19 protein-coding genes are annotated in these 24,860 nt (G+C 67.2%); 6 read left to right on the top strand and 13 right to left on the bottom strand.

The genetic code is table 11. The features are described 5' to 3' along the window. Window positions 1-98 precede the first annotated feature (98 nt). Window positions 99-1,301 carry a Gfo/Idh/MocA family protein gene (locus K4G53_RS12860; RefSeq protein WP_221386095.1) on the top strand — a complete coding sequence of 401 codons (1,203 nt, stop codon included), beginning with the start codon at window positions 99-101 and terminating at the stop codon, window positions 1,299-1,301. Between the two features lie 21 nt (window positions 1,302-1,322). Here the strand turns inward: K4G53_RS12860 and K4G53_RS12855 are convergent, their stop codons facing one another. The 5 genes from K4G53_RS12855 to K4G53_RS12835 all read right to left on the bottom strand — a co-directional run bounded on the left by K4G53_RS12855 (window position 1,323) and on the right by K4G53_RS12835 (window position 6,441). Further along, window positions 1,323-2,525, bottom strand: coding sequence for an MFS transporter (locus tag K4G53_RS12855; RefSeq protein WP_260323667.1), 1,203 nt, complete (start codon window positions 2,523-2,525; stop codon window positions 1,323-1,325). Window positions 2,526-2,599: 74 nt separating this feature from the next. Then, window positions 2,600-3,229 (bottom strand): Poxvirus protein I5, encoded by a 630-nt coding sequence (locus tag K4G53_RS12850; protein WP_221386093.1) that lies wholly within the window; start codon window positions 3,227-3,229, stop codon window positions 2,600-2,602. 12 nt (window positions 3,230-3,241) lie between these two features. Then, window positions 3,242-4,156: a carbohydrate ABC transporter permease gene (locus K4G53_RS12845; RefSeq protein ID WP_221386092.1), complete on the bottom strand. Its 915-nt coding sequence runs from the start codon at window positions 4,154-4,156 to the stop codon at window positions 3,242-3,244. Further along, a complete protein-coding gene (locus K4G53_RS12840) occupies window positions 4,153-5,106 on the bottom strand; it encodes a carbohydrate ABC transporter permease (protein WP_221386091.1) in 954 nt (317 codons plus the stop codon). Before K4G53_RS12840 ends, K4G53_RS12845 begins: the two co-directional genes overlap by 4 nt. Window positions 5,107-5,151: 45 nt before the next feature. Beyond that, window positions 5,152-6,441, bottom strand: coding sequence for an ABC transporter substrate-binding protein (locus K4G53_RS12835; protein ID WP_221386090.1), 1,290 nt, complete (start codon window positions 6,439-6,441; stop codon window positions 5,152-5,154). A 172-nt stretch (window positions 6,442-6,613) separates the two neighbouring features. On the opposite strand from K4G53_RS12835, the gene K4G53_RS12830 reads away from it, so the two are divergent. Beyond that, on the top strand, window positions 6,614-8,629 hold the full coding sequence (locus K4G53_RS12830; RefSeq protein ID WP_221386089.1) for a beta-galactosidase: 2,016 nt from the start codon (window positions 6,614-6,616) through the stop codon (window positions 8,627-8,629). Between the two features lie 147 nt (window positions 8,630-8,776). After that, complete coding sequence (locus K4G53_RS12825; protein ID WP_221386088.1) at window positions 8,777-10,315, top strand: HNH endonuclease signature motif containing protein; 1,539 nt, start codon at window positions 8,777-8,779, stop codon at window positions 10,313-10,315. A 124-nt stretch (window positions 10,316-10,439) separates the two neighbouring features. Here K4G53_RS12825 and K4G53_RS12820 read toward each other — a convergent pair whose 3' ends face one another. The 3 genes from K4G53_RS12820 to K4G53_RS12810 all read right to left on the bottom strand — a co-directional run bounded on the left by K4G53_RS12820 (window position 10,440) and on the right by K4G53_RS12810 (window position 13,885). Further along, window positions 10,440-11,798 carry an ABC transporter substrate-binding protein gene (locus K4G53_RS12820; RefSeq protein WP_221386087.1) on the bottom strand — a complete coding sequence of 453 codons (1,359 nt, stop codon included), beginning with the start codon at window positions 11,796-11,798 and terminating at the stop codon, window positions 10,440-10,442. A 208-nt stretch (window positions 11,799-12,006) separates the two neighbouring features. Then, a complete protein-coding gene (locus K4G53_RS12815; RefSeq protein WP_221386086.1) occupies window positions 12,007-12,951 on the bottom strand; it encodes a carbohydrate ABC transporter permease in 945 nt (314 codons plus the stop codon). Then, window positions 12,941-13,885 carry a carbohydrate ABC transporter permease gene (locus K4G53_RS12810; protein WP_221386085.1) on the bottom strand — a complete coding sequence of 315 codons (945 nt, stop codon included), beginning with the start codon at window positions 13,883-13,885 and terminating at the stop codon, window positions 12,941-12,943. The genes K4G53_RS12815 and K4G53_RS12810 overlap by 11 nt, the downstream gene beginning before the upstream one ends. A gap of 485 nt (window positions 13,886-14,370) precedes the next feature. Here K4G53_RS12810 and K4G53_RS12805 point away from each other — a divergent pair, with 485 nt between their 5' ends. The 3 genes from K4G53_RS12805 to K4G53_RS12795 are packed head-to-tail and all read left to right on the top strand — an operon-like array spanning window position 14,371 to window position 18,718. Further along, complete coding sequence (locus K4G53_RS12805) at window positions 14,371-15,531, top strand: acetylxylan esterase (protein ID WP_221386084.1); 1,161 nt, start codon at window positions 14,371-14,373, stop codon at window positions 15,529-15,531. After that, entirely contained in the window at window positions 15,528-17,606 is a 2,079-nt protein-coding gene (locus K4G53_RS12800; RefSeq protein ID WP_374226166.1) for a DUF6807 family protein, read from the top strand. The genes K4G53_RS12805 and K4G53_RS12800 overlap by 4 nt, the downstream gene beginning before the upstream one ends. Further along, window positions 17,603-18,718 carry a Xaa-Pro peptidase family protein gene (locus tag K4G53_RS12795; RefSeq protein ID WP_221386083.1) on the top strand — a complete coding sequence of 372 codons (1,116 nt, stop codon included), beginning with the start codon at window positions 17,603-17,605 and terminating at the stop codon, window positions 18,716-18,718. Before K4G53_RS12800 ends, K4G53_RS12795 begins: the two co-directional genes overlap by 4 nt. Before the next feature lie 75 nt (window positions 18,719-18,793). Here the strand turns inward: K4G53_RS12795 and K4G53_RS12790 are convergent, their stop codons facing one another. Genes K4G53_RS12790 through K4G53_RS12770 form a run of 5 tightly spaced genes read right to left on the bottom strand, consistent with a single transcriptional unit; the run spans window position 18,794 to window position 24,666 of the window. Next, entirely contained in the window at window positions 18,794-20,245 is a 1,452-nt protein-coding gene (locus tag K4G53_RS12790; RefSeq protein WP_221386082.1) for an aldehyde dehydrogenase (NADP(+)), read from the bottom strand. 34 nt (window positions 20,246-20,279) lie between these two features. Next, window positions 20,280-21,383, bottom strand: coding sequence for a mandelate racemase/muconate lactonizing enzyme family protein (locus tag K4G53_RS12785; RefSeq protein WP_221386081.1), 1,104 nt, complete (start codon window positions 21,381-21,383; stop codon window positions 20,280-20,282). Beyond that, the gene (locus K4G53_RS12780; RefSeq protein ID WP_221386080.1) at window positions 21,383-22,288 is read right to left on the bottom strand and encodes a 5-dehydro-4-deoxyglucarate dehydratase; all 906 of its coding nucleotides are present in this window, start codon (window positions 22,286-22,288) and stop codon (window positions 21,383-21,385) included. Before K4G53_RS12780 ends, K4G53_RS12785 begins: the two co-directional genes overlap by 1 nt. Beyond that, window positions 22,285-23,244 (bottom strand): NAD(P)-dependent oxidoreductase, encoded by a 960-nt coding sequence (locus K4G53_RS12775; RefSeq protein WP_221386079.1) that lies wholly within the window; start codon window positions 23,242-23,244, stop codon window positions 22,285-22,287. Before K4G53_RS12775 ends, K4G53_RS12780 begins: the two co-directional genes overlap by 4 nt. Before the next feature lie 9 nt (window positions 23,245-23,253). Next, window positions 23,254-24,666: a Gfo/Idh/MocA family protein gene (locus tag K4G53_RS12770; RefSeq protein WP_221386078.1), complete on the bottom strand. Its 1,413-nt coding sequence runs from the start codon at window positions 24,664-24,666 to the stop codon at window positions 23,254-23,256. Window positions 24,667-24,860: the final 194 nt, after the last annotated feature.

Below are 24,860 nucleotides of genomic sequence, written 5' to 3'. Positions count from 1 at the left end.
CTTCATGCCGCACACTGAATGATGGAAAGCGTTTGCCGCCGCCTTTGCGGCGGCGCATCCGCGAGGCCGCCGGCGCCTGCCGGACAGACTGGAGGACCATGGGAACCGCAACTGAAGCTACCAGCGCAGCGGGCGCTTCGAGCAGCACCGCATCGCGGGTGGCACTCGTGGGGGTGCACGGCTTCGGCGCCCACCACCTGCGGAACCTTGAGCGCCTCCAGGCTGCCGCCGCCGTCGAACTCGTGGCGGTGGCCGACCCCACCCCACCGGCGCCCGGCTCGCTGCCGCCGTCGTCAGCCGTTTTCCCGGGCCTTGCCGAACTGCTCGCCGGGACGGACCAGCTGGATCTGGTCATCGTGGCCACGCCCATCCAGTCCCACGCGCCGCTGGCGCTGGCGGCACTTGCCGCGGACGCCGACCTCTACCTGGAAAAGCCTCCCGTGGCGTCCCTGGCCGACTTCCGCCGCCTGTGCGATGCCGCCGCGGCCTCAGGCCGGAGCGTGCAGATCGGCTTCCAAAGCCTGGGCTCGCATGCGCTTAGGGCCATCGAGGACCTCCTCGCGGCCGGCACCATCGGAACGCTGCAGGGCATTTCCGCCACCGGCCGGTGGGTTCGGGACAAGGCCTACTACAAGCGGTCCCGCTGGGCCGGGAAGCGCAGCATCGACGGCGTGGACGTGGTGGACGGTGTTGCCACCAACCCGCTGGCGCACGCCGTGGCCACGGCTTTGCGCATCGCGGGCGCGCGCACCACGGCGGACCTGGCGTCCGTGGAGACGGAACTGTACCGGGCCAACGACATCGAATCGGACGATACATCAGTGATCCGCATCCGGACCGCCGCCGGCCTGCCCATCACCTGCGCCCTGACCGTCTGCGCCGCTGAGTCGGTGGAGCCGTACATCACCCTGCAGGGCTCCACCGGGACCGCTGTCTTCCACTACACGGAGGACCGGCTCAGCGTCGAGACGCCGTCAGGCCGCTCCGAGCAGGCGTACGGCCGCGACGACCTCACCGAAAACCTGCTCGCGCACCGGAACGGCGGTGAGCCGCTCATCAGCCCGCTCGTGGACAGCGGCGCTTTCATGCTGGTGCTCGAAGCCATTCGCACGGCGCCGCCACCCACGCCCATCGATCCCGCCGCCATCCGGTGGGAAGGCGAAGGCGGGACCGCGCACGCCGTCGTCATCGACATCGAAGCGGCCCTGGAGCGTGCGGGCCGGGAGCACGCCACCTTCAGCGAGCTGGGACTGTCCTGGGCCGTGGCTGGGCCGGAAGCCTTCGAATTGCCCGCTTCCTGAGGGGTGCGGGCCGGCCGGCCCTCACGCCTGCCTGGCTGCTTCCTGCCGGCGCCGGCCATGCCACCACAGCAGCACCCCGATGACGGCCGCGGAGAGCATGCCCAGGCTCCCCGTCACCACCAGGCCGGTCCGCACGCCGAACTGCTCCGTGAGCCAGCCCGCCAGCAGCCCGCCAAACGCATGGCCGCCCAGCAGGAGCGGCAGGTACAGCGCCATGACCCTGCCGCGGATAGCCGGACCGGCCTCCAACTGCACCACGGTGGCCGCGCTGGTCAGGAACAGAAGCGTCATAATTCCCACTACTGCCAGCATGGCCACGAACAGCACCAGGGTGGGCATGACGGCGGCCACCAGCTGGGACAGTCCAAAGAGACCTGCGGCCGCCACGATGCCCTTGCGGCCCATCCTGCCCAGCCGCGCCGCCAGGAGCGCTCCGGCCAGCGCGCCCAGGGCGCTGACCGTGTTGAACAGGCCGAAGCCTTCCACCCCGTTGTGCCACACGCGCTCCGCGAAGGCGGCGAGAACCACCGGACCGTTCATGCCAAAGGCCCCGAGGAGTCCGGCCAGGAGGATGAGCAGCAGCAGGCGGGGTCTTTCCCTGACGTACCGGAAGCCGGCCAGTACCTGCCCGCGCCCCCGCTCCGCAGGCGTGCTTGGATGGAGTTCGCGGGCCCGGATGGCACCGATCAGCCCCAGGACGAGAATGCCGATCACCGCGTTGGCGGCAAAAGCTGCCGGCGGGCCGGCATGCGCAATCAGGACACCTCCCAGCGCCGGACCGGCCATGGCCCCCAGCTGGGACAAGGCATTGTTGAGTCCGATGGCGGGACGGAGGGCGGCGTCGCCCACCACTTCATTCACGAAGACCTGCCGGGTGGGCTGGTCAACGGCAGCGGTGACGCCCAGCGCGACGCAGCTGGCGTAGACCACCGCCACGGTAATGGTGCCGCTGGCAGCCCAGGCCGCCAGGCCCACGCCCAGCAGCACAATGACGGACTGGCACACCATCATGATCCGGCGCTTGGGAAACACGTCCACCACCAGCCCGGCGAGCGGGCCCACGACGAGCATGGGAAGGAACTGCAGGGCCACGGCCACTCCCACGGCAGCGGGGCTTCCGGACAGCTGCAGCACCAGCCAGTCCTGTGCCAGCCGCTGCATCCATACACCCAGGCTGCCTGCCAGCTGCAGGCCGAGGAAAAGCCGGTAGTTGTGCTGGGTCAGCGGGTGGTACCACCGGGGCGGGGTTTCGGTAGGGCGGAGGGACAGGCCGGAGCGCGCGGGGTCGGCAGGCACGGTCAGCCTTGGCGGCTGGAGCGTATTTTGACTGCGGCGGCAGCGAGGAGCAGGGTTCCCGGCACCACGACAAACAACGCTGCGAGCATCCAAACGAACACCACCGCGCAGAACAGGGCGGCGGCCAGCAGCAGGGAGCCGGTCCAGTCGCGCAGGGAGACGGACTTGCCGGCATCCAGGGCGGCCCGCCAGGTGTCCTTGCCTCCGCTCCCGGAGCCGGTGGCGTCGGACCAGGCGGCCGCGGTGCGCAGCAGCAGGATGGCGCCGGCCGCGGCGAGGATGAGGGTGGCGGGCAGCACAACCTGGCTGCCGGGAAGTTGCCCAACCCATGCGAGCAGAAGGTTAAGGACAATCACGACGCCGGCTGCCGCCGTCGTGATTCCGAGTTTCCAGCTGCCCGGCAGGGCAGCCTTGAAGAGGTTCCACAGGCCCCGGACGGAGTCGTCCCGGCCGGCGAGGTGCCGCTCCAGGTGGGCGGTTCCGGCCGCGTAGGCGGCGGGAATGGTGACGAGCGGGATGGACAGCACCAGCACCAGCACCCCCGCCAGGAGGGTTTCGGAGAACAGGGCGAACCGGTTCACCGGGATGGGCTCGTGGCCGGGGGTGGGTGTGGTGCTGTCCATGACGCTCATTTTCATTTTTCCCTAGCCCTTGAGTCCCTGGGTGGAGACGCCTTCGACGATGTAGCGCTGGAAAATCAGGAAGAAGAGCAGCACGGGGAGCAGGGCCAGGACGGACATGGCGATCATCGCGCCGTAGTCCGAGGACTGGGTCTGGTCCACGAAGAGGCGCAGGGCCAGCGGCAGCGGGTACTTGTCCGGGGTGTTCAGGTACAGCAGCGGGCCCAGGAAGTCGTTCCAGCTCCAGATGAAGGAGAAGATCGAGGTGGAGATCAGTGCCGGCTTCATCAGCGGCAGCATGATCGAGCCGAAGATCCGGGCATGCCCGGCGCCGTCGATCCTTGCCGCCTCGTCCAGTTCCGCCGGCAGGCCACGCATGAACTGGACCATGAGGAACACGAAGAACGCGTCGGCCGCCAGGAACTTGCCGATCAGCAGCGGCACGTACGTGTCCACCAGGCCCAGCTGCTGGAACACGATGTACTGCGGAATGATCACCACGTGGAAGGGCAGCAGCAAGGTGGCGATCATCATGCCGAAGAACAGGCTGCGGCCGGGGAAGTTGATCCGGGCGAACGCGTAGGCCGACACACTCGCGGACAGGATGGTTCCGACGACGGCGCCGAGGGCCAGGATCAGCGAGTTGGTGAAGAACTGCAGGGTGGACACCCCGCCGATCCCTTCCATCGCCGTGACGAAATTGTCGAAGCTGAAGTTGTTGGACCACAGCGACGTGTTCTGCCCGCCGATTTCCGCGTTCGGTTTGAAGGACGAGGCGATCATCCACAGGCCCGGATACAGCACGATGGCGGTAAGGACCAGGGCCGCGGCGTGGAAGATGATGCTCTTGGCCCGCTTCGCGCCGGCGGACTCCGATTTGGGGTTATAGTCGGGGGCTTTGGCGCCCGCGGAATGGGTGGGGGTTGCCATCGTTGTCATCGTGAATCACCGCTGTAGTGGACCCAGGACTTGGACGTGCGGAAGAAGATCAGCGTGATGATGCCGACCACGATGACCAGCAGCCATGCCATGGCCGAGGCGTAGCCCATCCGGAAATCGCTGAAACCCCGCAGGTACAGGTAGAGGGTGTAGAAGAGGGTGGATCCGGCCGGGCCGCCTTCACCGTTGGAAATGATGTAGGCCGACGCAAAGATCTGGAACGCGTGGATGGTCTCCATCAGCAGGTTGAAGAAGATGACCGGGGAAAGCATGGGCCAGGTGATGTTGAAGAACTTCCGCACCGGCCCGGCGCCGTCCATGGACGCCGCCTCGTACAGTTCGTTCGGGATCTGCTTGAGCCCGGCCAGGAAGATCACCATCGGGGCGCCGAACTGCCACACGGTCAGCAGGATGAACATCGGCATGGTCATCGCGGGGTTGCCCACCCAGCCGCCGAGGTTGATCCCGAAGAAGGACAGGCCCTGGTCCACGGGGCCTGAATCGCCGAACATCGCCTTCCATACGATCGCGATCGACACGGACGCGCCAATCAGGGACGGGGCGTAGAACGCGGACCGGTAGAAGCCTTGGCCGCGGCGCTTGCTGTTCAGCAGCATCGCCACCGCCAATGCGGCGGCCAGTTTCAGCGGGGTTCCGAAGACCACATAGCCAAGGGTCACGCCCACGGACTGCAGGAAGCGTTCGTCCTGGAAGAGGGTGGTGTAGTTGTCCAGGCCGATCCACTTGGGCGGTTCGAACAGGTTGTAGTTGGTGAATGACAGGTACAGCGAGGAAATCATCGGCCCTACGGTGAGGGCGATAAATCCCAGCAGCCAGGGCAGCAGGAAGGTGTAGCCGGCACGGGCGTCCGCCCCGTTGCGCTTCGACCTGCGAAGCTGTGCGGGGGCGGGCGCCGTGGAGCGCCTGCTCAGGGTTGGGCTTTGAGTCACGAGTTCATTCCGTCAGTCGAGCCTGGATCGGGCATTGATGCTTGCTCAGGCGTTCTGCTTGATGAGGTCTTCGGCTTCCTTGAACCAGGCATCGGTTGCACCGTCGACGGTGAGCTTGCCGTAGTTCAGGTCCGAGGCGATGCGCTTGAAGGAGGCTTCCAGCGTGCCGAAGCCGACGATCGGCGGCTCGGGGGCGTCCTTGAGGTACTTCTCGATGGACTTCTCGTAATCGACCACGGCCTTGTCCGTGCCATCGAAAGTGGTGCCGTCACGCTGGGTCTTCGAGGCGGGAACGCCGCGGGAGGTCTTGAAGATCTGGCCCACCTCGGGGTCGTTGACCATGAAGTCGATGAACCGGGCGGCAGCGTCCTTGAACTTGGTCTTGGCGCTGGCCACCATGAGCATGGAGGGCTTGAGGAACAGTCCCAGGTTGTCCTGGTTGTCGGACGGGACAGGGACGAGCTTGAGCTCCTTGGCGCCACTGTCCCCCAGGTAGCCGGCCATGAAGTTGTCCCAGGTGACCTCTGTTGCGGTGGCGTTGGAGCCGAACGGGGACTTGGGGGCCAACTGGGTGACGCGGTCCTCGGGGATGATGGCGCCCGTGCCGCGCAGGCTTGCGGTGAGGTTCCACCACTTCTTCAGGTCGTCCTTGCTGAAGCCCAGCTTGCCCTCCGGGGTGAAGGCCTGGATGTTGTTCTGCCGGAGCCAGATGTTGAACATCCACCAGACGCCGGTGTAGTCGGTGCCGCCATAGAGGGCACCGTTGCTCTTGCTGCCCACCTGGCTCAGGAAGTCGTTGAATTCCTTGTAGGACCAGCTGCCGTCGGGCTCGGCAATGCCCAGCGAGGCCAGCTTAGCGGGGTCGTAGTAGACGGCGAAGGCGTTGGTGCTGGTGGGGATGCCGTAGGTCTTGCCCTTGATCTGGCCGGACGGCAGGAGTGACTTCTCGAACGCCTCAGTGTTGATCTTGACGGTGCTCAGGTCCAGCAGCTGGTTGCGCTGGCCGTAGTCGCGCAGGTAGGACAGGTCCCACTGCATGACGTCGGGCAGGCCGCCGCCGGCAGCCTCGGTGGCGCGCTTCTGCCAGTAGCCGGCGAAGTCGGTGAAGTTGCCGTTGACCTTGATGTCCGGGTTCTTCGATTCGAAGAGTGCGATGGCCTTGCGGGTGCGCTCGGCGCGGTCGTCGTTGCCCCACCAGGTGTAGTTGATGGTCACGGGCTTCTCGGCGGTTCCGGTCTGCCCGGAAGAGCTGGACCCGTTCCCGCATGCCGCCAAGGCTGCGGCGGATGCGGTGCCGACGGCCACGGTTGTGAGGAAATGCCTTCTGTTGATCACGGGAGCCTCCTTGCTCGATGTGTGCTGGCCCGGTCCGCCCACCAGGGGAGGTAGTGAGCTGGCTAACACGGCTTCTGAAACGATACAATAGCTGCTGTGCGAGGGTTGGGCAAGCGTTTTCCAAAGGTCTGACATCAGCTACCTTCCGTTCGCGAGCAGACAAAGGAGTCCCATGACCATGCAGGAAACCACGAGTGCACCGAACGTCTGGAGCAACGTCCAGGGCATCGCTTTCGGCGGCGACTACAACCCCGAGCAGTGGCCGGCCAGTGTCCGGCTGGAGGACCTGGAACTGATGCAGGAAGCGGGCGTTAACTTCCTTAGCGTCGGCATCTTCTCGTGGGCCCTGCTGGAACCGGCCGAGGGAAAGTACGACTTCGGCTGGCTGGACGACGTCATGGACAACCTCGCGGGGATCGGAGTGAAAGTGGCCCTGGCCACCGCCACCGCCGCTCCCCCGGCGTGGCTGGTCCGGAGACACCCGGAAATCCTTCCGGTGGCGGCTGACGGAACCGTGCTGGGGCCGGGCTCGCGGCGGCACTACACGCCGTCGTCGGCCGTTTACCGCCGCTATGCCGCGGGGATCACCCGCACCATCGCTGAACGGTACAAGGACCATCCCGCCCTGGCGCTCTGGCATGTGGACAATGAACTTGGCTGCCACGTCTCCGAGTTCTACGGTGAAGAGGACGCCGCCGCCTTCCGCGCCTGGCTGGAGCGCCGGTACGGGACCATCCAGGCCCTCAACGCGTCCTGGGGCACGGCGTTCTGGTCCCAGAACTACGGCTCCTTCGATGAGATCCTGCCGCCCGCCGCCGCGCCCTCCACGCTGAATCCGGGACAGCAGCTGGACTTCCAGCGGTTCAACTCCTGGGCGCTGATGGACTACTACCGCGAGCTGGTGGCGGTGCTGCGTGAAGTCACACCCGACATTCCGTGCACCACCAACCTGATGGCCTCCAGCGCCACCAAGTCGATGGACTACTTCGACTGGGCCAAGGACCTGGACGTGATCGCCAACGACCATTACCTGGTGGCGGCGGACCCCGAGCGGCACATCGAACTCGCGTTCAGCGCGGACCTTACCCGCGGCATTGCGGGCGGTGACCCGTGGATCCTCATGGAACACTCGACGTCGGCCGTCAACTGGCAACCGCGCAACCAGCCCAAGATGCCCGGGGAGATGCTCCGGAATTCCCTGGCGCACGTGGCCCGGGGCGCGGACGCTGTGATGTTCTTCCAGTGGCGCCAGAGCTTCGCGGGCTCCGAAAAGTTCCACTCCGCCATGGTCCCGCACGCGGGGCGCGACAGCCGGGTGTGGCGCGAAGTGGTGGAGCTGGGGGACGCGTTGAAGCGGCTGGCGCCGGTGCGCGGTTCGCGCGTGGAATCGCGCGTTGCCATTGTCTTTGACTACGAGGCCTGGTGGGCGAGTGAAATAGATTCGAAGCCCAGCATCGATGTCCGGTACCTGGACCTGCTGCGGGCCTTCCACCGCGCCCTGGTCCTGCGCGGCATCTCCGTGGACATCGTGCATCCGTCCGCGTCCCTTGAGGGGTACCACCTGGTGCTGGTGTGCACGCTCTACGCCGTCTCCGATGACGATGCTGCCAACATCGCCGCCGCTGCCGCCGCGGGCGCCACGGTCCTGGTGAGCTATTTCAGTGGGATCGTGGACATGCAGGACCAGGTGCGGCTGGGAGGATATCCCGGTGCTTTCCGTGAGCTCCTCGGGGTGCGCGTGGAGGAGTTCCATCCCCTGCTGGCCGGATCCCGGCTGAAGCTGAGCGACGGCACCGTTTCGTCCATCTGGAGCGAGGATGTCCATCTGGCCGGCGCGGAGGCGGTGCAGACCTTCACCGAATACCCGTTGGAGGGGGTTCCGTCCCTCACACGCCGGGCTGTGGGGTCCGGGGCCGCCTGGTACCTGGCTACGTTCCCGGACGCGGACGGGATCGAGTCCCTTTTGGACAGGTTGCTCGCTGAATCCGGGGCCTCCCCCGTTGCCGTCGCCGATCCCGGCGTGGAGTTGGTTCGGAGGCGTTCGGCCGACGGGCAGGGTTTCCTGTTCGCCATCAACCACACGCGGGCGGAAGCCTCGGTTCATGCGTCCGGCTCGGAACTGTTAACGGGCGGCGCATTTTCCGGCACAGTTCCGGCAGGTGGTGTCGCGGTCATCGCGGAGGGCTAGAGTCCCGGGCAGAAGTCCGACGACGGCGCCTGCCTTGGGTGCCGCCGTCGCGTCCCTGCACAGCGGCTTCGGGGGGTGCTTTTACCGTTTTCCACATAGGGCTTTTGGGTGGCTGTGGTTGTCAGACCGTGGTGGAAGACTTTGGTTATGGAAGCGGTTTTGGGAACGGTGGCAGTGCAGCAGGCGGTGCAATGCGCCGAACTGTGCGCTGCTGGTGCCACTCCAATCCCACCCGCCGCCCCTTGCATTAGGGATGTCCTGAAGCTGCTGGCTCGTGTTCCGCTTGCTGCTGATGGTCCGGGTTTGATCGACCATGTGCGCGGGCTGGAGGACCTGAAGTGCCTGGCGGGTGCCCGGCAGGCTGAGGCCGCTGTTGCTTTTGACCTGTGGCAGCGCAGGGAGCAGGCCGCTGCCGGGGTGCCAGTCGATGAGCTGGGTGCAGGGGTCGCGGCGCAGATCGCGCTCGCGCGGCGGGAGTCCCCGGCCCGCGGTTCCCGGCTGCTGGGCCTGGCTAAAACCCTCACCGGGATGCCGCACACGTTCGCCGCTTTCCGGGCCGGCCGGTTGAATGAGTGGCGGGCAACGCTGGTCGTGAAGGAAACCATCTGCCTGTCGGCCGGGGACCGGGCCGCGGTTGATGAGGAGCTCGCCGCCGACACCGGCCCCCTCGACGGCGCCGGTGATAAAGCGGTTGTGGCCGCGGTGCGTGCGGCTGCCTACCGGCGGGACCCTGCCTCTGTGGCGAAGCGTGCGGCCCGGGCTGTGGGCGAGCGGTGCGTGAGCCTGCGCCCGGCCCCGGACACCATGACTTACCTCACCGCGCTGCTCCCTGTCGCCCAGGGCGTCGCCACCTACGCCGCCCTGGCCCGGGACGCGGACACCGCCCGGTCGGCAGGGGACGACCGGTCCCGGGGGCAGGTCATGGCGGACACCCTGGTCGAACGCGTCACCGGCACCCCCGGCGGCATCATCGGGGTCGAGATCCAGCTCGTCATGACCGACCGCACCCTCCTCCAGGGCGATGCCGAACCCGCACGCCTCCCCGGCTACGGCACCATCCCCGCAGCAACCGCCCGCGACCTCGCCCTCACCCGCAAGAACAGCACAGACGACGCCCTCACAAGTGGTACCACCGGGAGTGACACCGGCAACCCGGAAACCGGCACTCAAGACCTGGATCTCTTTCTCCGCAGGCTCTACACCGCCCCCGGCACCGGGGAACTTGTCGCCATGGACTCCAAAGCCCGGCTCTTCCCGGCAGGGCTCAAACGCTTCCTCCAGATTCGGGACGACACCTGCCGCACCCCCTACTGCGACGCCCCCATCCGGCACCACGACCACATCGCCTCCTGGCAAGCAGGCGGCCCCACTGTTGCATCCAACGGCCAGGGCCTCTGCGAAGCCTGCAACCACACCAAGGAAACCCCAGGCTGGACCGCCAAACCAGAACCAGGCCCGCGGCACACAGTCAAAACCACCACCCCCACCGGACACACCTACCGATCAACCGCACCACCGCTGCCAGGAACTGCACTTACCGGACCAGATCAGCATCGTTACGCCGCCTGCCGATCCACAGCTGAACAAGCCCTGCTTCCCAACGCCGTCCATGTTTTAGGGAGGGTAATACCGCCCCGCATTCATGGGCGGAAGCGTGGCACCGCCCTCAAGACCGGCATTCCGTAAGGGTCCCAAGTGATCAACATCCAAGCCGGCAATTAAACAGCTCCACCCCGGCGGGAACCATGGTTCCTGCCGGGGTGGAGCTGCCATCCGCCGTCGGACGGCGGGAAGGCTAACCGCGCGAAGACTAGCTGGCGATGGCTGACTTCATCTCATCGGTGGCCTTCTTGCCTGCGTCCTCGGGGGACAGCCGCTCGAACAGGACTTCAGAGGTGTACCGTTTGATGATTTCCTGGATGGCACCTGCACCCTTCGGCGGCGGCGCCGGGGCCTCGCCGAGTTCGTCCTTGATCTGGTCGATGAAGGAGACCACCTTGACGTCCGCCGGGGTCAGCTTGGGCTGGATTGCCGTCCGCACCTCGGAGTTCGGGTAGACGCCGCGGTCGGCCAGGAGGGCCTCGCCGGCCTTGACGTTGTTGGTGAGGAAGTTGATGAACTTCGCCGTCTCCTGGGGGTGCTTGGTGCGCGAGGAGGCGGACCAGAACTGGGATGCCTTGTACCAGAGCCCTGCATCGGCAGCGGAGCCGGTCTTGGTGGGGAAGCGCAGGATCTTCAGGTCGCCGCCGGACGCCTTCTCCAGCGCCGGAGCCTGGTTGGACCACCAGAAGGCCATTCCGTTCTTGCCGGTCGCCAGCCCGCTCTGGTCAAGGGGAGCGGCCTCGGCTTCGACCACCTCGGAGGCGGAAGGCACGGCTTTGTCCTGGCTCAGCTTCTTCAGGAATGCCCACCACTCGGCAATATCGCCCGGCTCGAAGCCCAGCTTGCCATCGGACGTGTAGAGGGACTTTCCGTTCTGCCGGAGCCACACGCCCAGGGAAGCTTCGTCCGTCCCATAAGCCGCCGCGCCATAGGTGCCCTTGGGCGACTTCGCCGTGATCTCCGCGGCGATGCGCCCGAAGTCCTCCCAGGTCCATTTCGAGTCATCCGGGAGCGGGACACCGGCGGCCTGGAAGACGGCCGGGTTGGCCAGGATGGTGGCGGCGTTGATACCGGCCGGGATTCCCGTCAGCCCCTTCTCGCCCTTGCCCGCGTTGAGGGCCGCCTCGTCGAGTTTGGAGGTGTCGATGTCGTACTTGGACAGGTCCAGGAGGGCGCCGCGGCTGGAATACTCCGTGATGTACTTTTCGTCCATCTGGATGACGTCCGGGGCGTCGTTGGCAGCCACCTGGGTGGCAAGCTTGTCCCAGTAGCCGCTCCAGTCGCCGAATTCCGGCTTGATCTTGATCTTCGGGTTTTCGGCCTCGAACTGCTTGATCGCCTCCTGGGTCAGCTGGGCGCGCTTGTCGCCACCCCACCAGGAGAAGCGCAGCTCAACGGTGCCATCGGCATTCTGTGGCGAGGCTCCCCCGCCGCAGGCGCTGAGGGCCATGACGGCCGCGACGGCGGCGGCGACTGCGCCTGCTTTACGGGTGCGGCGGGAGGGGCCCGGTGAAGGTCTGCCTGCCGGCTGCTTTGCTGCAGACGCAGGGCGTGGAAAAAGCGGCACTGTGTACTCCGATCTTCGTTGATCTTGGGGATTGGGGGGTGGAGTTCGGTGAGGGCTCCGAGTGAATGGAAAGCGCTTTCTGCAACTAAGAATACAAGCGTCATACTTGTAATACAAGATGTTTCGGCGCGGGAATGCCCCTACAAAACCGCCGAGCGGCCCGCCACCAGGGCGGGCCGCTCGGTCAGGGTTCGCGGGGGTCAATCTGCTATTTGATGCCGGTGGTGGCGATGCCCTTGATGAGGAACCGCTGGCCGAAGAGGAAAACCAGGAACACGGGCAGCAGGGACACGATGGACATGGCGAACAGCGAACCCCAGCTCGTCGCGGATTGGGAGTCCACGAAGGCCCGCAACGCCACCGGAACCGTGAACATGTCCGGGTCCGTGAGGTAGATCAAGGCTCCGAAGAAGTCGTTCCAGGTCCAGATGAACGTGAAGATGGTGGTGGTGGCCAGGGCCGGCACCATGAGGGGCAGGATGACGCGCAGGAAGATGCGCGGGTGGCCGGCGCCGTCGATCCTTGCAGCCTCGTCCAGCTCGCGGGGAATGCCCCGGATGAACTGCACCATCAGGAACACGAAGAACGCGTCCGTGGCGAGCAGCTTGGGGACCAGCAGCGGCCAGAAGGTGTTTACCCAGCCGATCTGGGAAAACAGGATGTACTGCGGAACGATGACCACATGGAACGGCAGCATGATGGTCAGCAGCATGATGCCGAAGAACAGCTTCTTTCCCGTGAACTGCAGCCGGGCAAACGCATAGGCGGCCATGGAGCACGAGACCAGGTTTCCCAGGATCGACCCGATCACCACGATCGCGGAGTTGAGCATGTAGTGGCCGAACGGATGCGTCAGGGCGGACCAGCCGGAGGTGTAGTTGCCCATTTCCAGGCTGTTGAGCCACAGGCCCGGCTCCCGGAAGATCAACTCGTTGGGGCGCAGCGAGGACACCACCATCCACAGCAGCGGGTAGATCATCAGGCCGCCGGCCAGGATGAGGATGCCGTGCTTCATCAGCGATTTGCCGCGTTGGGCCCGGCTGAAGGCCAGGGTTCCACGGGACTCGCGGACCCTGGGTTTGTGGTTCGTAGGCTTGCCGGTGCCTGCGGACTTCCTGTCCGGGGCGGGCAGCGTCTCCAGCTTAGTCGTCATAGAAAACCCAATACTTAGAAGCGATGAAGTTGATGGCGGTGAACACGCCGATGATGAGCAGCAGCACCCACGCCATGGCCGAGGCATAGCCCATGTCGAACTGGCCGAAGCCCTTTTGGTAGAGGTAGAGAGTGAAGAACATGGTGGAGTCGGACGGACCGCCGTTGCCCCCGGAGACGATGAACGCCTGCGTGAATGACTGGAACGAGCCGATGATCTGCAGCACCAGGTTGAAGAAGATGATGGGGCTCAGCATGGGCAGCGTGATCCGCCAGAACTGCTGGAGCGTGGTGGCGCCGTCAACCCTGGCGGCCTCGTAGTACATGTTCGGGATCTGGCGCAGCCCGGCCAGGAAGATGATCATCGGCGCGCCGAACGTCCAGACGTGCAGCAGGATGATCGAGCCGAGCGCCGTGCTGGGGTCCGAAATCCAGCCGGGGCCCTGAATGCCGAACATTGCCAGGACCTGGTTGACCAGGCCGGTGGTGCCGAAGATCTGCTTCCACAGGATGGCAACGGCCACCGAGCCGCCCAGCAGGGACGGCAGGTAGAACACGGAGCGGTAGAACGGGAGGCCGCGCAGCCCCTTGTCCAGGACGAGTGCGATCAACAGCGCCACAGCCAGCTGCAGCGGAACACCGACAAACACATAGGTGAAGGTGACCCGCAGCGAGTTGTGCAATCGGGCGTCGCTGAGCATCCGGATAAAGTTATCCAGCCCGGTCCATTCAGGCGGCTGAAGCAGATTGTAATCAGTGAAGGAAAGGTAGAGGGACATCAGCATCGGGCCGATGGTGATGGCCACCAGGCCTACCAGCCACGGCAGCAGGAAGATGTAGGCGGCCTTGTTGTCGCGGCTGTTCGCCTTCTTCTCCGCGGCAGTAACCTTGCCCTTCCGCCGGCTCAAAGAGGAAAGTTCGCTGATGGCGCTCACGCGGACTGCTCCGTCACGTGCGCCACGCCCGCGGCCGGCGTTGCTGCCGGCCGGGGCGTCCTGGGAATGTGTTGTGCGGCCATGTGGTCTCCTTTGGTCATCGTGGCCTGCAAATTGCGGCCACCGCCGGGGCGATGGGGTGAGTCATCACCCGGCGCCGGCTCCTCCGCCACTAAGCGGTTGCGGGAGCTTTCGATTGCCACCGGGGATGGTCTTCAAAAAGCGGCTCCGTACCAAAGTAAACGGTTTCTTGACTCCTGTATAGCCCTTTGCTAATTTTTCAGAAAGCGTTTTCTGCTCCGCGCTTACCTGCGCCAGGCAAAGCATAATGAGGGGCAGGACAATGAAGTTTGGTCTCAGTAAATCGGCCAAGGTCACAGCCGGCCCGCGCGGCGCTGACACTGGCCCTCCGAAACCAACCAAACCCCGCGCAACCGCTTCGTACGGATGTGGAGCGCCGGAGCCGGACGAAAGGAGGCAGCCAGGTGGATGAGGCAACGCGGCCCAGTGCCATCGCCGGCTACGAGGACTGGCCGGCCTATGTGCGGAGCCACCCGCGACACACTGCTCCCGCTCCCCGGGCGCAGGAACTCGCGGATGCCCTGGGAGTTCCGGCGGCATCCGGACTGCCGGAGGTCACCGTCCACTGGGAAGAAACGTACGACGGCGCCACCACCTCCGAGCTGAGCTGGCAGTTGGGCTTCGGGCCCCGGACTACTGGCTGGCTGGTCCGTCCGGCCGGAAGTTCCGGCAGCCTGCCGGGAGTGCTTGCCCTGCACTGCCATGGCGGCAACAAGTTCGGCGGCGCCGACCGGCTGGTGGAACTGCCGGCGAACCACCCGTCAGCTGCCGCCGCACGCGCCGGGCTTTATGACGGCCGGGCCTTGGCCACCGACATCGCACGCCGTGGCTTCGCCGTACTTGCCCACGATTCGTTCGCCTGGGGGAGCCGCAAATTCGACCTCTCCATTCCCCCGTGGCGCACGGCCTCCGCACTGGAGGCGCGGCGTGCGCTGTGGCGGCAGGACGGCGTCGTACCGTCCGAAGCGGATGACTACAACGCCGCCGCGGGCTTCCACGAGGACACTGTTGCCAAGACCGCCGGGCTGCTCGGCACCAGCCTGGCGGGCATGGTGGCGTATGACGACCTCGCTGCCCTGGACATCCTGGCAGCGATGCCCGGCGTGGACAGCTCCCGGCTGGGCTGCATCGGTTTCTCTGGCGGCGGCGGCCGCTCACTCGTACTGGCCGCCCTCGATTCCCGGGTCCGTGCGTCGGTGGTGGCCTGCATGATGACCACCTTCGAGTCTCTGCTGCCCGCATACCTTGACGCCCACTCCTGGCTGCTGCAAACTCCCGGGCTGTGGAAGCTCGGCGACTGGCCTGAGCTCACCACCCGCGCAGCCACGTCCACATTCCTGGTGCAGTATGCCCTGGCGGACCAGCTCTTCCCGGAGGACGGCATGCGCCGGGCCCACGGGATGCTGGAGTCCCTGCATGCAGGCACCGCCCGCTACACGGGCAGCTTCTGGTCCGGCGGCCACGTCTTCACGTCCGCCATGCAGGATGAAGCCCTCGACTTCCTGGCCGCAACGCTGGAACCTTCAGCCACAGACCCCGACCAACACCTCCTAGGAACCCCGTGACCGCTCAGCACCCCGCCCCCGAACCCGGCAAGCTGCCGGGCGCCGGCACCCTTTCCACAGACGTTCCCAGAATTGCGCTTGTTGGCGTCCACGGGTTCGGCGAACGGCACCTCGCCAACCTGGCCCGGCTGCAGGAGGCGGGGAGGCTGGAACTGGTGGCCGTCGCCGACCCCACCCCTCCAGGGTCCGGCACCCTCACCGAATCGGTGGCAGTGTTCCCCGACCTTGCCGCCCTGCTGGCCGCACAGCCGGACATCGGTGTCGCCATCCTCGCCACCCCCATCCAGACGCACGCGCCACTGGCTGTTGCGGCTTTGTCGGCGGGCTTGGACGTCTATGTGGAGAAGCCGCCCGTGGCGTCCCTGTCACAATTCGAGGACGTGATGGCGGCGGCCCGGAATGCAGGCCGGCTGGTCCAGGTGGGCTTCCAGAGCCTGGGGTCGGCTGCCCTGCCGGCCATCGCGGAACTGGTGGCAGGCGGAGGAATCGGCGACGTCCTGGGCCTCAGCGCCACCGGCCAGTGGGTGCGGAGCAAGGCGTACTTCAAACGCTCACGCTGGGCCGGCCAGCGAAGCCTGGACGGCGTGGACGTGGTGGATGGCGTGGCCACCAACGCGCTGGCCCATGCCGTGGCCACAGCCCTGCACGTTGCAGGAGCCCGCACGCTGGCCGACGTCGCGTCCGTGGAAACGGACCTTTACCGGGCGCACGACACCGAAAGCGACGACACCTCCGTGCTGCGGATCCGTACCGCGCAGGGAACCACGCTGCTGTGCGCCCTCACGCTCTGCGGCCCCGAACAGCTGGACCCTTCCGTCACGGTGCACGGCACCCTCGGCGAAATCACCCTCTACTACACGCGGGACGAGGTGGTCATCACCACCTCCGACGGCGAGCGCCGCGAAACGTTCAGCCGCACCGACCTGCTGGAGAACCTATTGGATGCCAGGTCCACCGGGGCGCCGCTGCTCTGCGCCCTGGAGGATACCGGTGCGTTCACCGCCGTCCTGGAAGCCATCCGCACCGCACCTGCACCGGCGCCGATCGACGCTGCGCACGTCAGCTGGGAAGGCGAGGGCGACAACGCCCATCCAGTGGTGCACGGCATCAGTGCCCTGATGGACCGCGCCGTTAAGGCGCAGGCAACCTTTGCCGAACTCGGCGTGCCCTGGGCACGGCAGCTTCCGCCGGCCCGAACCCTCACCCTTGACGGCCGTCCCGTGGCCGGGTACCAGGACGGCAGCCACATACGGGCCGTCTCCTCGCCGCGTCCCTACCTGCATCCGGTCCGGACGCTGAACGGCACGGTGGTGACGGACCACCAGCCGCTGGACCACGTGTGGCATCTTGGCGCCGGGGTGGCGCTGCAGGACGTGGACGGGGTGAACTTCTGGGGCGGCCGCACCTACACCCGCGACGCCGGACAGTACATCTGGCGGCCCGACCACGGCAGCATCGCCGTCACCGCTACCGCTGTTGAGGAAACCGCGGCCCGGTCCGGCGCCGCCGCAGGAAAGCTGCAGCAGAGCCTGAGCTGGAACGGCCCGGACGGCGCCCCGGTCCTGCTGGAGGAACGCACCTGGGCGTGGTCCGGCGTCGCGCCTTCCATCTGGCGCCTGTCCCTGGACTTCGCGCTCTCCCCCGCCGGTGACAAGCCGGTCAGCCTGGGCAGCCCCGGGTCCAACGGCCGCTTTGAGGGCGGCTACGGGGGCTTCTTCTGGCGGCTGCCCGAATGCGCGGACGCCACTGTGTGGACACCCGCCGGCAGCGGCGAGTCGAAGGCCCACGGGAGCACCACGCGCTGGCTCGCCTGGTCAGGAAAATTCGGCGGGTCCGGAACGTTCGACGGCGGACCGGCCACCCTGGTCTTCGTGGCACCGGAGGGCTCGACGGACCCCTGGTTCGTCCGCGTCGACGGCTACCCGGGCGTCGGGCAGTCGCTGGCGTGGGACGCGCCCGCCATCGCAGAACCCGGCAGTCCGGTGCGGCGGCAGATCACCGTTTTCGTGGCCGACGGCATCCTGGCCACCACCGACATCGAAGCTTTGATCAACCAGCAGGGGGACCCGTCATGACGCAAACTACAGCCGCACCCGATCGACAGGTCCAGGCGCGCCGGGCGCCGGCCTCCCCGGCTGACCGGGCCGTCAAGCGCCAGCGCGTCCTGGACATCCTGGACGCGGCGGGCCGGGACTCGGTGCTCCTCACCACGCACACCGCGCTGACGTGGTACCTGGACGGCAGCCGGGTGCACATCAGCGTGGCCGGCGACCCGATCGCCGCGCTGCTGGTGGACCGCGACGGGGACCACCTGGTGACGTTCAACAACGAGGCAGGCCGGATCGCGGCCGAGGAGCTCCCGCCCGGCGTCAACCTGCGCACCGTCCCCTGGTATGGAAACCTGCACCAGGCCGCGGCCGCCGCCGGGAGCAGTTCCCGGCCGCCACTCGCGGAGGCGGACGTCACCGTCGAACTCCGGGCCGCCCGCCAGCAGCTGCTCCCGGCCGAAAGCGCCCGGTATGCCCGGCTCGGCGCGGAGGTTGCGGTGATGATGACGGATGTCCTCTCCACCGCCCGGCCCGACACAACGGAATTCGAGGTGGCCTCGGCGCTGGCATCCCGGGTGGTGGCCGCAGGCGCGGAGCCGCTGGTCCTCCTCTGCAACGGCAGCTCCCGGAGCGGATTCCGGCACCCGTTGGCTACCCACTCCCCCCTGGGCCGCCGGGCCATGGCCGTGGTCTGCGCCCGGCGCGACGGGCTGGTAGCCAACATCACCCGCTGGGTGAGGTTCGACGCCGGCACGGCCGAAGAGCTCGACGCCGAAGCACGCATCGCTGCGGTGGAAGCGGACATCTTTGACGCCACGGTCCCGGGCGCCCGGCTGGACGGGATCTTCGCGGAGATCAAGGCAGCCTACCTGCGGCATGGGTTCGGCGCGGACCAGTGGGAACAGCACCACCAGGGCGGGCCCGCCGGTTATGCAGGCCGTGATCCCCGGGTCACGTCGGCCGTCACGGACCTGGTGGTGCCGGGCCAGACCTTCACGTGGAACCCGTCGGGTCCCGGCGTCAAGATCGAGGACACGGTGCAGCTCACCGACTCGGGGCTGCGGGTGCTGACGGTGGATCCTCGCTGGCCCACCACCGCCGTGAACGGGCTGCAGCGTCCGGTGACACTGCAACTGTAGGACGTTCCCGAAGATGCCGGAAAACCCCGGGACCGAAGCGGTCCCGGGGTTTTCTTTGCGTGCGGTGGCTGTCGGCTAGGGAAGCTGCAGTTCCCCGTCCACGCGGCGCGGGATGCCCAAGGGGTTGCTTTCGTGCAAGGCCGGGTGCAGCACCGTTTCCGGCGCGTCCTGGTAGGCGACGGGACGCTGGAAGCGCCGGACTGCCGTCGCGCCCACCGAGGTGAACAGCGACGTGGTGGCCGGGTACGGGCCGCCGTGCTGCTGGGCCCAGTTCACAGCCACGCCGGTAGGCCAGCCCTCGAACAGGACGCGTCCGGCGAGTCCGGAGAGCTGCTCCACCAGATCCCCGATGCCTTCGCCGGGCTGGGCGTGCAGGGTGGCGGTCAGGCTGCCCGGCACGCTGGCCAGGACCTCGGACAGTTCGGCCTGGTCCTGGTATTCGATCAGCATCGTGGTGGGTCCGAAGCACTCCTCGAGCAGCTGTTCCGGCTGCTCCAGCACCCTGGCCGCGGTGGTGGAAAACACCACCGGCGCCGCCCCGTTGGCCGCCGCGTCCTGGTCGACGCTGCCGCTGACCACGTCCACGCCCTCCACCGAGGCGAAGCTGCGAAGCCCGTCCGGATACGCTTCCGCGATCCGGCTGGTCAGCATGCCCAGGGCCGGCTTGTCCTTGCTGGCCTGCGCCACCTGGGCGGCGAAGTCCGTCCCGGCCGGAATAAAAACGAGCCCGGGCTTCGTGCAGAACTGTCCGGCGCCCAGGGTGAAGGATCCGGCGAGGCCGGCCGCGAGTTCCCCGGAGCGTTCCTGCAGAGCCGCGGCCGTGATGACCACGGGGTTCAGGCTGCCGAGCTCCCCGTAGAAGGGGATGGGCTCAGGCCGCGAGGTGGCGAGGTCGAACAGGGCACGGCCGCCCGGGATGGAGCCGGTGAAGCCGACGGCTTTGATGGCAGGGTCCTGGACCAGGGCTGTGCCCACCTCGCGGCCGTGCACCAGGGCGAACAGGCCGTCCGGTGCGCCCGCGCCACGGAGGGCCTCCGCCACGATCTCCGCGGTCCGTTCGGAGAGCCGCAGGTGGCCGGAGTGGGCCTTGACGATCACGGAGCAGCCAACGGCCAGGGCGGAAGCGGTGTCGCCGCCGGCCACCGAGAACGCGAACGGGAAATTCGACGCCGAGAAGACAGCCACGGGACCGATGGGCTTGAGGATTCGGCGCAGGTCCGGCCTGGGCGGGGTGGCGGCGGGATCAGCGTGGTCGATGATGGCTTCCAGGTAGGAGCCCTCGGTGATGACCCTCGCAAACAGGCGAAGCTGGCCGGTGGTGCGTGCCACCTCGCCCGTCAGGCGGGTGATGCCCAGGCTGGTTTCGGCATCCGCGATCTCCACCAGTTCGGTGGCGTTGGCGTCCAGGGCGTCCGCCACGGCATGGAGCCAGCCGGCGCGCTCGGCGTCGGACGCAGCCGCGGAAACGCGGGCGGCCTCCGTTGCGGCGGCCGTGAGCCCGGACAGGGAAAGCGTTGCAGTTGTCACGTCAGATACCTGTTCTGTGGATGTACGTACGTTGTTACAGCCCGTCCCGGAAGCGGAAGCCCAGTCCGGGTTGGTCCGCAAGGGTCAGCCTGCTGTTGCTGAACCGCACCGGCGACGGCCCGTCCAGGATGCCCAGCTGTTCGAAGGACGCCTCCTCGACGTCCTCCACCATGGTGGGCTCCGCCAGGGTCAGTGCCAGCTGGCCTGACAGTTCCGGCAGCAGGTGCGGCATCACCCTGATGCTGTGGGTCCGCGCCAGCTCCACGATCCGCCGGAACGGGGTGATCCCCCCTACCCGGATGATGTTTGGCTGGATGATGTCCACCGCCTCCGCCTCAATGAAATCGCGGAACCGGTAGATGGTGTGCAGGTTTTCGCCAAGGGCGATGGGTACCGGCGAGTGCTTGCGCAGGCGGCGGTAGGCCCAGAGGTCGTCCGCCCTGATGGGTTCCTCCAGCCACTCCAGCCCGAATTCGGACAGCACGTCCAGCGCCCGGAAGGTGGTGGCCAGGTCCCAGCGCTGGTTGGCGTCGATCATGAGCCTGCGGTGCGGACCCAGGACGGAACGGACGGCCGCCACCCGTTCGGCGTCCTCGCGCAGGTCTGGCTTGCCCACTTTGATTTTCACCGCCTGGTGGCCGGCGGCAACCCACCGCTCGGCCTGCGCCACGAGCTCTTCCAGCGTGTAGTGCAGGTTCACCCCGGATCCATAGACCTCGGCGGATTCCTGCCGCTGGCCCAGCATGCCGGTGACCGAGGTTCCGGCCCGGCGCGCCTGCAGGTCCCACAGGGCAAGGTCGACGCCGGCCATCGCGATGGTAGTGAGCCCGCCGCCGCCTGCCTCATGGAGCCGTTTCCACAACGCGTCCCACACCGTTTCCGGGTTCACGGGCAGGCCCGTGATGAACGGCGCGATGTCGTAGTCAAGCAACGCCTTGACGGCCTGGGGGCCAATGGTGGGCGTCCAGGAGAAACCGTGCCCGGCACCGCCGTCGTCCGTGTGGATTCCGGTGGCGATGACGTGGTTCTCGGGCGCCTCCGCACCCCAGTGCCGGCGCAGCGGAACGGTGATGAGGCGGGTGGAGAGCCCGGTGATGCGGGGTGCGGTGCGGACCGCTTCGGCGGCCGGGGCGCCCATCAGCGGCCGGCCAGCTCGTAGCCCTTTGCGAGGATGGCCTTGAGCTGGACCAGCTGCTCCTCGGTAGGGTCCATCAGGGGTGGGCGCACGGAGCCGACGGGAAGGCCGGCCAGGCGGAGTCCGGCTTTGATCAGCGAAACACCGAAGCCGGGGGTCTGGTCGCGGAGCCGCACCAGGGGCGCGTAGAAGCCTTCCAGGAGGGCGTTGCGGCGGTCCTCGTCACCGGAAACGTAGGCGTCGTAGTATGCCTTGGCGATTTCCGGGGCCATGGCGAAGGCCGCGGACGAGTACAGCGGGATCCCCAGTCCGCGGTAGGCGCCCTGCGTCAGCTCCGCGGTGAGCAGGCCGTTGAAGAAGGCAAAGTCGCTGCGGCCTGTGGCGCGGACGGCGGTTACGATCTCCTGCGCCAGGCCCACGTCGCCCAGGCCGTCCTTGAAACCGATGACTTTGGGGTTGGCGGCGAGTTTGGTCATGGACGCAGCGGTGAACTTTGCGTTGCCACGGTGGTACACGATGACCGGCAGGCTGCTGGCGTCGGCCACGGCTTCGATGTAGGCCACCAGCCCGTCCGTCGGGCCCGTGACCAGGTACGGCGGCAGCACCAGGAGGGCATCCGCACCGGCTTCCTCGGCCGCGCGGGCGGCGGCGAGGGCGTGGCCCAGGGGTCCGCCCGCACCGGCCACTACGGGAACCTTGCCGGCCACGACTTCGACGGCGGCGGCCACCACGGTGCGGACCTCGTCGATGCTCAGAGCGTGGAATTCTCCGGTGCCGCAGGCGGGGAACACGCCGCCTGGGCCGAAGGGCAGGCGGGAGCTGATGTGTTCCTTGAGCAGGTCCACGTCAATGGCGCCTTGGGCCGTGAACGGGGTGACGGGAAAGAAGAGTACGCCGTCGAATTTCATGATGTCTCCTTGGCTCCGCCGCCGGCAGTGACCAGCGTGGAGGCCTCGTCGTTGAGGGTGGGTTTGAGTTCGGTGCGCCACGTGCGCTTGGGTTGCCAGCCGAGCAGTTCCTGGGCTTTGGCGATGGAGAATGCGGGGCTAGTGCCGGTGAGGCCGGCGCTGAGTGCTTCGCTTCCGGGCAGGAATTTCGGCATCAGTTCCGCAAGGGGTGCAGTGGCAAGTGCGTCCGCCGCCCCGACGAAGAACGTCTCGCCGTTGGGAATGGACTCCATCTTCCGCAGCAGCAGGTCCAGGAAGTCCGCCACGTCCCGCGCGTCCACGTAGTTGAACAGCGCAGGGGCGGACAGTGCGGGATCGGCGAGGCGCTCGGCGAGGGTGTGGCCCTGCTGGGTGGGCGCGCCTTCCCATTCCTCCGGCGAGATGATGAAGCAGGGCCTGAAGGCTGCGTAGCGGATCTTCTCCCCCTGCGCCGCGGCGAACATCTGAACCGTCTGCTCAGCGATGAGCTTGGACAGGGCGTAGGCGTTCCAGGGCTTCGGCGGCGTCCGCTCGTCCAGCGGGAACGACGGCGGCAGCCAGCCCGCCGGGGACCCGTAGCCGAGGACGGTGGGGCTGCTGGCGGTGATGATCTTCGGGACCCCGAGCTCCGTCGCCGCGCTGATGACGGCGAAGGCGAGCCGCGTGTTGGTGCCGAAAATGACGTCCTCGGGCGCACTGAACGGCACGGCGATCGCTGCAAGGTGGATGACGGCGTCGGGCTTTGCTGCGCCCAACAGCCGCAGCGCCTCCCCGGGCGCCAGGAGGTCCGCTGTCTCCTGCACGACGCCTGCCGGCAGCAGTTCCGCGGGCACGGCGTCGCGGTCAACGGAGACCACCTCGTGGCCCGCCTGGGCCAGCCCTGCCACAACGCTCCTGCCCAGCCGGCCGGAGCCGCCGGTAACGAATATCCTGCTCATGGTTCGTCCTTACTTGCCGCGGCGGAGGTCGGCGCCGAGGCCCAGGTCCCCAATGCGCACGGGGAGGGAGGTTTCGAGCGACTGGTTGCCGGCAATACCCACGGAGACGGACCTCAGCCCGTCCAGGTAGCCGGAGGGCCGGCCCAGCGGATCCTCGCCCGGTCCGTTGAAGAGGTCCGAGAGCAGGAGCTCGTCGCCGCCGCCGTGGCCGCCTTCGCCGTTGACGATGGGCACCTCGTAGGCAGCCTCCCAGTGGCGCTGGACCACCAGGCGCTCACCGTTGCGGCGCACGGCGTCCTCTTCCTCGACCGGGGTGGCACTCGGGTCCACCACAGTCTTCCTGTCGGTGCTGTGCAGGACGGCGGCGCGTTCCACCACTTCCAGCTCGGCGCGTCCTTCGGTGCCGTTGACCGCCACCCGGTACCCCTCCCAGGGGCTGTGGGCGTTCAGGGAGTAGCTCAGGCGCGGACCGCCCTGGTACTCCACCACGAGCGCCAGGTTGTCCTCGATGGTGATGCCGCCGGTGAACACGTCCTGGTCGCGGCGGTAGCCGTCGTAGTGCTCGTTGTCGAGGAAGAGGGCCTTGAGCCGTTCGTCCTCCCTCAGGTCCAGCGCGAACGGATCCTTTCCCGCGTTGGGGGCATCGGCGTCGGGCGTTCCGCGTTCAGGCCGGGGACCAAGCCCGCGCTCGGCAGCGTTCTTGTCGCCGTAGAACTTCAGGCCGCCGGACGCGAAAACCCGTTCCGGGACGTCGTCGATCCACCAGTTGACCAGGTCGAAGTGGTGGGACGCCTTGTGGATCAGCAGCCCGCCGGAGTTCTTCTTCTCGCGGTGCCAGCGGCGGAAGTAGTCCGCGCCATGGACCGTGTCCAGGACCCAGCTGAAGTCGATGGAGGTGACCTTGCCAATCACGCCGCTTTGGATGATTTCCTTGAGCGCGCTGTTGCGGGGTGAGTAGCGGTAGTTGAAGGTGACCACCACGTTGCGGCCGGTCTCGTGCACGGCCTGGGTGATGCGGCGGCAGCCCTCGGCGTTGATGGTGAGGGGCTTTTCGACGACGACGTCGGCGCCCGCACGGAGCCCTTCGACGATGTAGTCGGCGTGGGTGTAGTCAGGCGTGGTGACGATGACCCGGTGGATGTTGTTGGCCTGGATGAAGGCGGGGAGGTCTGCGGGGTCGAACGACGCGACGGGCCCGGGGGCGCCGAGTTCCTGGATGAGCTTTTGGTAGAACTCAACGCGCCCCGGGTTGACGTCGGAGAAGGCCACCAGTTCCGCCGTGTCCGCGTGCTTGCCAAGAATGGCACGGATATACATCTCGGAACGGCCGCCGGTGCCGATCAGGGCAATGCGCGCCTTGCCGGCTGCCGCGCCGGGGTGGGAAGCGGCTCGGGCCGGCGTCGTCTCGGCTGTGTTGACCATGGGGTCCCTTTCGAAGGCTCGTTTACCCGGCCGGGGAACGGCCGCTGGTGTTGGGCGGCGGCACCTTGCTGCACCGCACCAGAAAGCGTTTTCTCAGTTCGCTAATAGCAGTTGTACCAACCGCGGAGCCGATCCGTCAACCGTTCTCCGCGCTGGAGGAAAGCGTTTTCTAACGCGGGACGGCCTCCGGCCTG

The sequence above is a fragment of the Arthrobacter sp. MAHUQ-56 genome (assembly GCF_019710585.1).
In the GTDB taxonomy this organism is placed as follows: domain Bacteria; phylum Actinomycetota; class Actinomycetes; order Actinomycetales; family Micrococcaceae; genus Arthrobacter.
The sequence above is the reverse complement of the archived record's forward strand: the minus strand, read 5'-3'. Positions and strand labels throughout refer to the sequence as shown.

Coding starts and splice junctions, on each gene's coding strand:
- K4G53_RS12775 (WP_221386079.1), bottom strand. CDS start 23,244: ATGAGCAGGATATTCGTTACCGGCGGCTCCGGCCGGCTGGGCAGGAGC.
- K4G53_RS12845 (WP_221386092.1), bottom strand. CDS start 4,156: ATGACAACGATGGCAACCCCCACCCATTCCGCGGGCGCCAAAGCCCCC.
- K4G53_RS12830 (WP_221386089.1), top strand. CDS start 6,614: ATGACCATGCAGGAAACCACGAGTGCACCGAACGTCTGGAGCAACGTC.
- K4G53_RS12785 (WP_221386081.1), bottom strand. CDS start 21,383: ATGGGCGCCCCGGCCGCCGAAGCGGTCCGCACCGCACCCCGCATCACC.
- K4G53_RS12850 (WP_221386093.1), bottom strand. CDS start 3,229: ATGAGCGTCATGGACAGCACCACACCCACCCCCGGCCACGAGCCCATC.
- K4G53_RS12860 (WP_221386095.1), top strand. CDS start 99: ATGGGAACCGCAACTGAAGCTACCAGCGCAGCGGGCGCTTCGAGCAGC.
- K4G53_RS12770 (WP_221386078.1), bottom strand. CDS start 24,666: ATGGTCAACACAGCCGAGACGACGCCGGCCCGAGCCGCTTCCCACCCC.
- K4G53_RS12825 (WP_221386088.1), top strand. CDS start 8,777: ATGGAAGCGGTTTTGGGAACGGTGGCAGTGCAGCAGGCGGTGCAATGC.
- K4G53_RS12780 (WP_221386080.1), bottom strand. CDS start 22,288: ATGAAATTCGACGGCGTACTCTTCTTTCCCGTCACCCCGTTCACGGCC.
- K4G53_RS12795 (WP_221386083.1), top strand. CDS start 17,603: ATGACGCAAACTACAGCCGCACCCGATCGACAGGTCCAGGCGCGCCGG.
- K4G53_RS12815 (WP_221386086.1), bottom strand. CDS start 12,951: ATGACGACTAAGCTGGAGACGCTGCCCGCCCCGGACAGGAAGTCCGCA.